The 9,953-nt window shown below is 38.7% G+C and carries 10 protein-coding genes and 1 pseudogene; 10 read left to right on the top strand and 1 reads right to left on the bottom strand.

Annotated features, from left to right (window positions below):
- Positions 1-699: 699 nt before the first annotated feature.
- From ABD010_RS18120 to ABD010_RS18145, 6 genes are all read left to right on the top strand, one after another.
- On the top strand, positions 700-2,232 hold the full coding sequence (locus ABD010_RS18120; RefSeq protein WP_343816436.1) for a YifB family Mg chelatase-like AAA ATPase: 1,533 nt from the start codon (positions 700-702) through the stop codon (positions 2,230-2,232).
- 2 nt (positions 2,233-2,234) lie between these two features.
- Complete coding sequence (locus ABD010_RS18125) at positions 2,235-2,783, top strand: REP-associated tyrosine transposase (RefSeq protein ID WP_343816439.1); 549 nt, start codon at positions 2,235-2,237, stop codon at positions 2,781-2,783.
- A gap of 55 nt (positions 2,784-2,838) precedes the next feature.
- Positions 2,839-3,021, top strand: a complete 183-nt coding sequence (locus ABD010_RS18130; protein WP_343816442.1) for a hypothetical protein — start codon at positions 2,839-2,841, stop codon at positions 3,019-3,021.
- Positions 3,022-3,537: 516 nt separating this feature from the next.
- Complete coding sequence (locus ABD010_RS18135) at positions 3,538-3,828, top strand: macro domain-containing protein (protein WP_343816445.1); 291 nt, start codon at positions 3,538-3,540, stop codon at positions 3,826-3,828.
- Positions 3,829-4,019: 191 nt separating this feature from the next.
- Positions 4,020-4,337, top strand: coding sequence for a hypothetical protein (locus ABD010_RS18140; protein WP_343816448.1), 318 nt, complete (start codon positions 4,020-4,022; stop codon positions 4,335-4,337).
- A gap of 235 nt (positions 4,338-4,572) precedes the next feature.
- Entirely contained in the window at positions 4,573-5,070 is a 498-nt protein-coding gene (locus ABD010_RS18145) for a hypothetical protein (RefSeq protein ID WP_343816451.1), read from the top strand.
- A gap of 125 nt (positions 5,071-5,195) precedes the next feature.
- Here the strand turns inward: ABD010_RS18145 and ABD010_RS18150 are convergent.
- Positions 5,196-5,924 (bottom strand): annotated as a pseudogene (locus ABD010_RS18150) (GntT/GntP/DsdX family permease); the annotation flags it as partial.
- 451 nt (positions 5,925-6,375) lie between these two features.
- Here ABD010_RS18150 and ABD010_RS18155 point away from each other — a divergent pair.
- From ABD010_RS18155 to ABD010_RS18170, 4 genes are all read left to right on the top strand, one after another.
- Complete coding sequence (locus tag ABD010_RS18155; protein WP_390351220.1) at positions 6,376-7,140, top strand: RpnC/YadD family protein; 765 nt, start codon at positions 6,376-6,378, stop codon at positions 7,138-7,140.
- A gap of 310 nt (positions 7,141-7,450) precedes the next feature.
- Positions 7,451-8,275: a bacteriochlorophyll 4-vinyl reductase gene (locus ABD010_RS18160; protein ID WP_343816457.1), complete on the top strand. Its 825-nt coding sequence runs from the start codon at positions 7,451-7,453 to the stop codon at positions 8,273-8,275.
- A 924-nt stretch (positions 8,276-9,199) separates the two neighbouring features.
- Positions 9,200-9,472, top strand: coding sequence for a helix-turn-helix domain-containing protein (locus tag ABD010_RS18165; protein WP_343816460.1), 273 nt, complete (start codon positions 9,200-9,202; stop codon positions 9,470-9,472).
- A 106-nt stretch (positions 9,473-9,578) separates the two neighbouring features.
- Positions 9,579-9,953, top strand: a 375-nt coding sequence (locus ABD010_RS18170) for a sigma-70 RNA polymerase sigma factor region 4 domain-containing protein (RefSeq protein WP_486389562.1), incomplete at its 3' end; no start/stop codon positions are given.

The following is a 9,953-nucleotide window of genomic DNA, read 5'->3' on the forward strand; positions in this document are numbered from 1 at the left end:
TCAAATTGAAGACAGGCTATTACCCACCTGTATATGGTCTGAAGAAGAGGATTTGGATCATGATGAACTCGTTCGTTGGGCAATTAAGATTATTGATGAGCAATTAGAAGATAAACATTTTAGGTAAGATCAGCAGCCATTGGAATAGAACAAAACTATCTCAATGGCTGTATATTTTTCTCCTTCAATAATCAGTGGCTCTCTCCTCCGCATTCACTGGCTCTATTATCCGCAAACGGTGGCTCAAAACTCCGCACTAGTGGCTTATTCTGTCCGCAATACTCAAGGACCGTATGCATTAGTTGAATCTTCCTCATAAGGTCTCCTTTTTACTGTTCCTGGTGGATGTACAGTGTCATAATGCCCCATTAATAAATTCCGGGTGCCTGTCACTTCCCGAATTTTGTCAAATATTGTCGAATAAAATTATGAAAAGTGGTTGCTGGTTTGATGAAATTGGTGGCTTTTTTAAGGATAAGAAAAAAATTTCATGTATAGTCAAATTGGCATTTTCACCGGATCTATTTTGTTATGTTTGTATTTTAGCTCAGTGGCATTTAGCAAAATAGAATTTTTCACTTTGTTGGGCTCTTATAAGACAGTTTTAGAGAATGGCATTTCGAACAAATGTTCTTGACTTTTAATAGAGGATAGCTTATCTTATACCTAATCTATAACTGATGAAAAGGGTGTGAGAGGATGGCTACAGTTGTGTCGAGTATTGGTTTGAAAGGGATTGAAGGGTACCGGGTGGAAGTGGAGGTACAGCTTTTGCCGGGGGTGGAAGGGGTAAATATTGTTGGCTTGCCGGATGCTTCTGTTAAGGAGTCAAAGGATCGTGTGATGGCGGCTTTGTATGCGAATGACTGTGAGGTTCCGGATAAGAAAATCGTCATTAATTTGTCCCCTGCTGAACAGAAGAAAAATAGCCCGGTATTCGATTTGGCGATGGCAATTGGGGTAATGAAAGAAGCAGGGGATATCAAAGACCCTGTTCCGGATGGTGCTGCTTTTCTTGGTGTCTTATCGCTGGATGGTTCGATTAAGCCAGTTGATGGAATGCTTCCTGCGATTGTCGCTGCTAAAAAAGAAGGTGTTAAGCTGTTGTATTTGCCAGCCATGAAGGATATGCCATTTCCTCAAATAGATGGTATGGAATGTTGTTTTGTTGAAACGCTTCAGGATGTTATTGCCTCTTTTTCCGGCCAGCTTTCCTCGTTTGCCACTACTATGCCTTCAACGAAACCAACAAACCCTGAGACGGTGACTTATGACAAGGATTTCGAGCACATACTGGGGCATAAGCAAGCGAAAAGGGCGTTGGAGATTGCTGCTGCAGGAGGGCATAATGTGTTAATGTCTGGCCCTCCCGGATGTGGAAAGAGCTTATTGGCGGAAACGTTTCCATCTATCCTGCCTCCCTTGAGCGAAAATCATCAATTTGATGTCATGAGCATTTATCAGCTTGCCGGTATGACAAATGAACATTATCATATTCCGCCATTTCGGGATCCGCACCATTCTGCATCGGCAGTTTCGCTTATTGGTGGAGGAGCGAATCCAAAACCTGGAGAAGTATCGCTGGCACATTGTGGTGTTTTGTTTCTTGATGAAATGGCCGAATTTCCCAAACGTACCCTGGACATGCTCAGACAGCCAATTGAAACGGGAAAAGTGACAATCAGTCGGGCAGCTTCAACGGTAACGTACCCGGCTCGATTTTTATTATTGGGAGCAATGAATCCTTGTCCATGCGGGTTTTTAGGGTCAAAGCATTATTATTGTACGTGCACCCCCAAACAAATTACAGCCTACAAAAATCGGGTGTCAGGTCCAATTCAGGATCGTATGGATATTTTGCTGAGGCTTGATGCCGTAGCATTGGACAGGGAGACGACCGAGCATAATGAAACCTCAGCAACCATCCGTGCTCGTGTATCTGCTGCACGTAAAAGACAATATGAGCGTTATGGCGGAGAGATACTCAATGCAAGCGCGCCAAATAAAACCGTATTGGGAAACAGTGAACTAACGAAAGACCAAACGAAAATGATGCAGCAATGGTCCAGTAAACATAATTGGAGTACCCGTGTGCAAATGAAAATTTTGCGCCTGGCCCGGACGATTTCGGACTTGAGTGGTGACGAAGCTATAACCAATGAAAGTATTTGGGAAGCCGTAACAATGCGTCGGTCCAGTGGAGATCAAATGAAGAAAGGGATGGTACAATAAAGATGGGGCGTAAAAAGCGGATTTGGGTGCCAAATTCATTCTATCACGTTATTTGCCGCGGGAATCGCCGGGATGCACTTTTTAAAGACGAAGGTGATTTTAAGACCTTTCTCCATATTCTTCAACAAGTCCATAAGAAAACCCCCTTTGAACTCGCTTCCTATTGTTTGATGACCAACCATTTTCACTTGCAAATACGTTCCAAAGAACAGCCCGTTTCCAAAGTTATGTCACTGATAAATAAGCGCTATGCCGATTATTATAATACGAAGAATCGAATCACCGGCCATGTGTTTGAAAAACGGTATTACGATAAACAGATTACATCAAAACAAGGTATGCTTGAAGTAAGCCGATATATCCATATGAATCCGGTCGATGCCAATATGGTTGCCACTCCCCAAAGTTACCGGTGGAGCAGTTATCGGTATTACATGCATATTTCCAATCACCATCTTTTGAATATGGCTGTTATTTTGGATTACTTCTCAGGGAATCCGTGGGAGAAGCGACGGAAGTATCGGGTGTTTGTTCGGAATAATCAAACATAGAATTTTACAAACATATGAATATGCAGTAAAATTAAATTAAAGGAAGGTGAGTTTTATGGCACAAGATCAGGCTGTAAAAGAACGCCGTGGACATCCAGAGAATAAAAATCCTAGAATGACACGTAAAGCAAGGTTAAAGCAATCTTACTTGGAGACCTCTAAAAAGAGTTTTGATGTAAAAAAAGAGGACTTTGATAATGATTTAATTATATCGAAACTGAAAAAATATATGCGATAAATCCCTGCATCAGCGGGGTTTTTTTAGTATCCTCAGAATTTCAGGAGATATTTTCTGCAGCGTGTCAATTTGTCCATTAAACTGTACTTATTTAATCGAAAAAGTCTTTTCACTCCAATTCGTGTTTTTTATTTTATCGATAAATGATTTGCGCCTTTATTCATTGATGTAACCTCCAACATTTCATAAACAATATAACCCAGATTTCGCGCTACCAAAGCGCGGAATCTAAGGAATAATGTTTGAATAAGTGTAATGCGAACGGATGTTCTTGACTTTGTAATCGAAGTAGGGTATCTTTTAAATATATCTTACTGAAAGAAATGTTTGATGTGTCAATAATTGTATCAAATTTTGAGATGAACGTTATAGATATATATCGTGTGTATAAGGATGTTTATTTATTTAGGTGTTTTCTTCCCCGTATGTAAACGTGAGATCTACGTTGCATAATATGGTGTGAAAGGTATAAAGTATTTATTGAAGTCTAAAAAATTAAGTGCTATGGAGGTACTTATGATTACTTATGTTAGGAAAGATATCTTTGAGAGCCCAGCGCAGGTTCTTGTGAATACAGTGAATACTGTAGGAGTTATGGGAAAGGGTATTGCAAAAACTTTTAAAATCATGTACCCAGATATGTTTAAACAGTACCAAATACTTTGTGAAGATAATCAATTAACTGTGGGGAAATTATGGATATTCAAAACTGAGCATAAATGGATTCTTAACTTTCCTACAAAAACACATTGGAGATCACCCTCTAAATTGGCTTATATTGAAGAAGGGCTTAAAAAGTTTGTGTAAACATATGAAAGTAAGGGAATAACATCGATTTCATTTCCTTTATTAGGCTGTGGTAATGGCGGTTTAGATTGGGAAACTGAAGTGCAGCCAATTATGGAAAAGTATCTTAGACCTTTACCCATTGAAATATTTATTCATTTATGAGAAAAGAATCCTTAATAAATTCTTTATTAGCAGAAGCGGTCAATTCGTTGGAAGAAAAGATTAAGATAGATACACGGAACAAACTTTTCCATAGTATATGGACACATGTTGAAAGTGTTGTTATGAGTGATGAAAAAATAGTTTTTAATATCTCTGTAAGACCGAATGAAAGGTTTGATCTGTACTTAGAAATTGATGCTGACACCATTTACACACTCGAGAGAAAAGATCTGAGTATTGATAGCCCTTATATTGTTAATTTAAAAAACGTTAAAGCTCCAGGGGTTTACAAAGTTAGACTATATTTAGATGATAATTTGGTATATGAAGGGAATTATGTAGACGAGGATTGGCTACCATTTTAATTTTATTCTAAAGGACGTTTTTTGATTATGGAACAATAAATTATAAAGGCATATAGAAAAGCTCGTTTTACTAGAGTATACCTATTTGAAGGAGATGGGACAGGATCAACGAGATCAGCCAAAAAGTTATTCTTGCTTGCATTAGACGTTAGCGATCATTCTTTAAGGTACAAATTGGCTATAGTCAAAGTGTTATTATAATATTAATAAATCTCAATAGTTAGGAGTAGCTGTTATGAGCGATTATTCATCACCAGTGGTACATTCAGTAGCAAAAATTCTTGAGTTAAGCAGGGATATTGAAAATAAGCTTCAAGGATATTTAGTAGAAAAACATGAGCGACCGGATATATCCTATGAATTACTAAAAGTATTAACCATAGCGGATGACCTAACTCAACTTGCAGATCCGGAAAAAACATCCGGGGAGTTTTTCGGTCTTCCTAAAGATGTTGTTGGAGGGTCTAAGCATCCTGTTTCATTTTCGAACAATCTTGGATGGGATTTTGGCCCTTGGTTCGGTGAGAAAAGCGCCAGTTTAAAAGAGGGTGTTAAAAGAGTGATCATGAACTGGGAACTTGACCCTGATACAGTTAATTTGGTAGAAAATGCACCAATGTCAACTAACGAATACGTAAGGGATGGGATAGATAGTGGGCTTCATGAGGTTAGGACATATGCTAAAGTAATATTTGATCAGTTGTTTTCTGACCGGGTAAAGGTAGATAAATAAAGTAATGCAAAGCTCATTTAGATAATGCTCCTGAACGTCCTACAGTCTAGGCAACCATTCGGGACTTGAACCTTTAGCCATTTATAAAAGAACGGTGTTTGCAAAGCAAACACCGTCTCACGCTTTTATATAAAAGCACTAATACCCATCACAATTCCAAAGGCAATGAATGATAACAAGGTCTCTAACACGGTCCATGTCTTGAATGTTTCTTTTACGGTTAGTCCTAAATATTCCTTAACCAGCCAGAATCCTGCATCATTTACATGGGATAGCATAAGGGAACCTGCACCTGTAGCAATAACTAGTAATTCAAGGTTTACATCAGTCATATTAGCAACAACCGGTGATACAATACCTGCAGCCGTGGTTAATGCAACCGTTGCTGATCCTGTTGCAACACGAATTAAACCGGCTACTGCAAACGCCAACACAATTGGAGATAAATCCATCTGTTGCGACATTTGCGCGATAGCATCTCCTACACCGCTTTCAACTAAAATTTGTTTGAAACCGCCGCCAGCTCCGATAATCAATATAATAGAAGCAAGAGGCATAATACACTCATCCGTTAACCGTTTGATCATCTTTTTGTCCATTCCACGACGGAAACCGAGGAGGTAAAATGCCGCAAAACAAGCTATAAGCAATGCAATAACCGGGCTTCCGATAAAGATAAAGATATTTTCCACTACTGTTGGGAGTGGCATGTATGGTCCGATTACGGATAAAAGAATTAACACAATTGGCAGTAAAATGATAAAAAACGATGTTCTGACACTTGGCAGATTTTCTACTTCTGTCGCAGAACTGACCAATAGTGGCTCTCCTTTTGGCTTCACTCGTTTATGTATAACAAGAAAACTAATCTTTCCAACCCAAAGATGAGAGATATATTTTACGCCGGTCATATGGACGGAAAGATATTCAAATATTATGGAGAAATGTTAAATAATAGATATAATGACGTATGTGAAGCTCTCCGTCCGGTTATGGAAGAAATGGGGGAGGAGGAAGGAGCAACTTAATTTTCAGAACGCTTGTTCTCATTTATTGAATCTGCTATACTATTGATAGATAATAATACTTGGTTTCTTCATCATTAACCTGTAAAGGATGTGCTTTAATGGAAGCACTTACCCTCGTACGTGAAGGTACAAAAGATTACACCCATCATGATCAACTTTTTAAAGAACTGATTCACCATTTGTTTGGCAGATAAGAAGCAGCTTTCTTACTGCATAAGTGCAACTAAGGTTTTCGCCATAAAAGCTTGGCGATAGGCCAAGTTTTCTAAAAGAATTTCTGGATGCCTTTTTCCCGGAAGTCCATGCGCATGTTGACTTTCAAACGATAACACCATTGTCTGAAGAAGTTTTCACCGACCTGCATGAAGGTGATGCTCGGCGTTTGGATATTGTTGTGGAAACTAAGTTAAAAAAACAAGATGCAATGATTATTGTCCACATTGAACCGCAAAGCTCAACCCAACGTGATTTCCACGAAAGAATGTATCTTTATTTCAGTCTATTGTATAATAAGTATAGAAAACCTATTGTACCAATTGCAGTCTACACATATGAAGAGAATCGGGAACAGCGGGAATTTAACATGACCTTTCCGTTTCATCATGTGCTGACTTTCAATTTTTTGACGGTGCATCTGCGTAAGAAAAATTGGCGTGAATATATTAAATCAAACAACCCTGTGGCAGCGGCATTGTTGAGTAAAATGGGCTATAGCGAATCGGAACGCATTCAAGTAAAGAAGGAATTTTTGCGAATGCTGGCAAAAATGGAATTGGATCCTGCTAGACAACGATTGATTTATGGATTTTTTGAACGGTATTTACACTTGGACGATAGGGAGGAGGAAGAATTGATGGAGGAAATCAAAAAGATGGATGATGCGGAAAAGATATGGGAACTGCCAATTTCGTATGAAGAGAAGGGGAGAAAGGAAAAAGCTGAGAGTATTGCGAAAAAAATGTTGAAAGAAGGCCTTTCAGTTGATCTTATTTCGCGAACGACTGGGTTGGAACCGGGCGAAATCAAAAGAATGGATGACTAGGCAGGGTAGCATAAGGATGGTTCTTCGCAAAGCAGTTCTTTTGCTTCCTCAAGAACTATGCTTATGCTTCTTCCAAGATAAAAGAAAGATAACCATAGTGAGTTTTGCTAGTTAGGATTTATAATATCCCAGCTATTCTCCCAATCGTTAGGGTATATTCCATACTTATTTGGAAATGTTCCCCATTGGTTGTCATTTAATTGATTGTTAGACTGCGTTAACGAGTTAAAATGATCATTTAAGTAAAGTTATGGAATAGAAGGTCGTTTATAAGACGTTCTAGTTCAGTTAGAAGAGGGGGGAGATTTAGATGGCTAATAAAGATAAGAACGTAAATATTGAAAAAGTGGTTGACCAAGCACTAAAGATTCCAGGTGTAAAAGTTGATAGGGATGATTTTTTAGAGCAAAAATTTTCAAAGCTTGTTACTTCTTCTCAACTTGAAGAAATTCTTGAATTTGGTCCTTATAATGCAGGAATAAATAAGTCCACAATAGATAATGTAGCGAAATCTGTAATTCATAAGCGAACTGTTAAAAGTACATCCGTTTCCTTTGGTGCTGGTATACCGGGCGGACTGGCTATGGCTGCTACAATTCCAACTGATATAGCACAATTTTTTTATCATTCATTAATTTTAGCTCAAGAATTAGCATATATGTATGGCCACCAAGATTTATGGCTTGACGAACATTTGGATACTGAAAAAGCTAGAAATAATTTAATACTCTACTTAGGTGTTATGTTTGGAGTGGCAGGTTCTAGTTCTGCAATTAAATTTATTTCTTCAGGAGCATCTAAAGAGGTGTTGAAAAGGTTACCACAAAAAGCATTGACTAAAACTTTCTATTATCCAATCGCTAAAAAGGTTGCTGGTTATATAGGTATTAAAGTTAACAAAGATATATTTGCAAAAGGGGTTTCAAAGGTAATACCTGTGCTTGGGGGTGTAGTATCTGGATCTGTAACATATGCTACTATGAAACCAATGGGTAAAAGGTTAGCCAGCGTGTTATCGTCTTCATTAGATATTACAAAAAATGAATTATATAACGAATACATGGATATGAAAGAAGAGTTTCCTGAGATAATTGATATTGATTTTGAAGAAGTTGATGAGAAGGGGGAAGCATAGGGACGGTTCCTTTGCTTCCTCAAGAACCATCCTCACTGCTAGATTTTTCTTCACACTATAGGCATGGGGCGACTCCTATGCTTTTGTTATAAGCTTGTCTTGAAGTTTAAGGACAGTAGCATTTTTTGATTATCTTTTTTAGAAACCTGTTGCAAATTGAGTTATGGCTAAAAGGTCAGGCGATTTCTTCTGTTTAAGACCACTGATTTCGTACCTTACAGAACGTTCTTTTCCATTATGAAAACAATTTACTTAGATCCTGCTTACGGTCTCTGCCATCTTTTGTACCGGTGTTTGCAATTTACCAAGTGATGCTAACCTACTTTACCGCATAGGAATAGGATCACTCTGCTTTGCCTGAAACAGTGCGAATTCGTTTGTCCGCCACCATTGACTTAACTTTTGTCCGTGTTGTGGAACTATCGCAGGTGTTGTGGAAATAATGCCTAAGAGGTACACCTGCACAAAATATGATAATACGGACAAGCCGATTCTGACCCCTTCCAGCGTCTGCAAAGAATCGGGCGTTACAGTTAATGGCAAGCAGCTCCGCCGTAAAGTCAATTTTTCATCCTTTTATTGATCGTCCTAGTGCACTGCTGAATCATTATCTAAATTAAGGCTAAAAGGATCTCTCGAATGATACCTACTTCATGCATTTAACCCAATATCCGCAACTTCAACGTTTCTGCCAATTTTTCAGAAAGACAAAACTAATCGTTAATATGTTGAGGAAAAGAAGCGATAGAATAATGGTGCCGTTAGTTCTAATGTGAATTTCACAAAAGGACTAACGGTTTTTGTGGTCAAGCCCCATATATTACCTTCAAAAAATAATTTTTTATCAAAAAGTGGCTTCGAGGACGTTTTGCTATCTTCCTGCAGGCTGGATAATAGCCTTATCAACAAAAAAGGAAGAGAAGTATGGCAGAACAATTGGATTTGTTCCATATAGAAATGGGAAAATACATACGTCAAAAACGGGAAAATGCTGGATTAACGATCGCTCAGTTGGCAGGTTATGCTGATTGTGATGACAAAAATCTTGGTAGGATTGAATTAGGACAACGGAGTCCGCATTTTGTAACTCTTTTCAAGGTCTTTGATTATTTGGATATTGACATGGGTGATTTCCAAAAGGCACTGAAGCCTTATCGGAATGAAATAAAGCCCTACCGCGATTATCTCCAAAAGTAATATTTTCCCTTCTTACTATTTGCCATCAATCCCCATTCTTCCTTTTCCACCTTAGAACCCACACACGAATCACTCACCAAAACTTCCCCACAAAGGAGCAAATCACATGGACAACCGAATAACGTTTGACGCATTGTTGGAGAAAAATGCATGGAGATTCCGCTGCCAGACACGCAAAATGGACATCAGCAGGCCTGACGATGATCTTTTCCAGGAAGGATTATTCGCAATGTGGAAACCCTTCGAATCCTACCAGCCTGATCATGATCCACTGGCAATTTACTTTACCTGTATGATCCGGAAATATTTGACTGACATGCTGACCGGGAAACTTCCGGCAAAAAAGAACGAATCATCTTTGGATGCAACAATCAATGGCAGCCACCGCCATTCAGCAATACCCCGTCACGTGCATGCCCCTCTTACGGACGGATTTCACACACCGAAACGTTTATATTTAATGTATCGTGATTGTAGGCGA

This window comes from Virgibacillus siamensis (assembly GCF_039522605.1).
GTDB lineage: Bacteria > Bacillota > Bacilli > Bacillales > Amphibacillaceae > Lentibacillus > Lentibacillus siamensis.

Coding starts and splice junctions, on each gene's coding strand:
- ABD010_RS18120 (WP_343816436.1), top strand. CDS start 700: ATGGCTACAGTTGTGTCGAGTATTGGTTTGAAAGGGATTGAAGGGTAC.
- ABD010_RS18125 (WP_343816439.1), top strand. CDS start 2,235: ATGGGGCGTAAAAAGCGGATTTGGGTGCCAAATTCATTCTATCACGTT.
- ABD010_RS18130 (WP_343816442.1), top strand. CDS start 2,839: ATGGCACAAGATCAGGCTGTAAAAGAACGCCGTGGACATCCAGAGAAT.
- ABD010_RS18135 (WP_343816445.1), top strand. CDS start 3,538: ATGATTACTTATGTTAGGAAAGATATCTTTGAGAGCCCAGCGCAGGTT.
- ABD010_RS18145 (WP_343816451.1), top strand. CDS start 4,573: ATGAGCGATTATTCATCACCAGTGGTACATTCAGTAGCAAAAATTCTT.
- ABD010_RS18160 (WP_343816457.1), top strand. CDS start 7,451: ATGGCTAATAAAGATAAGAACGTAAATATTGAAAAAGTGGTTGACCAA.
- ABD010_RS18165 (WP_343816460.1), top strand. CDS start 9,200: ATGGCAGAACAATTGGATTTGTTCCATATAGAAATGGGAAAATACATA.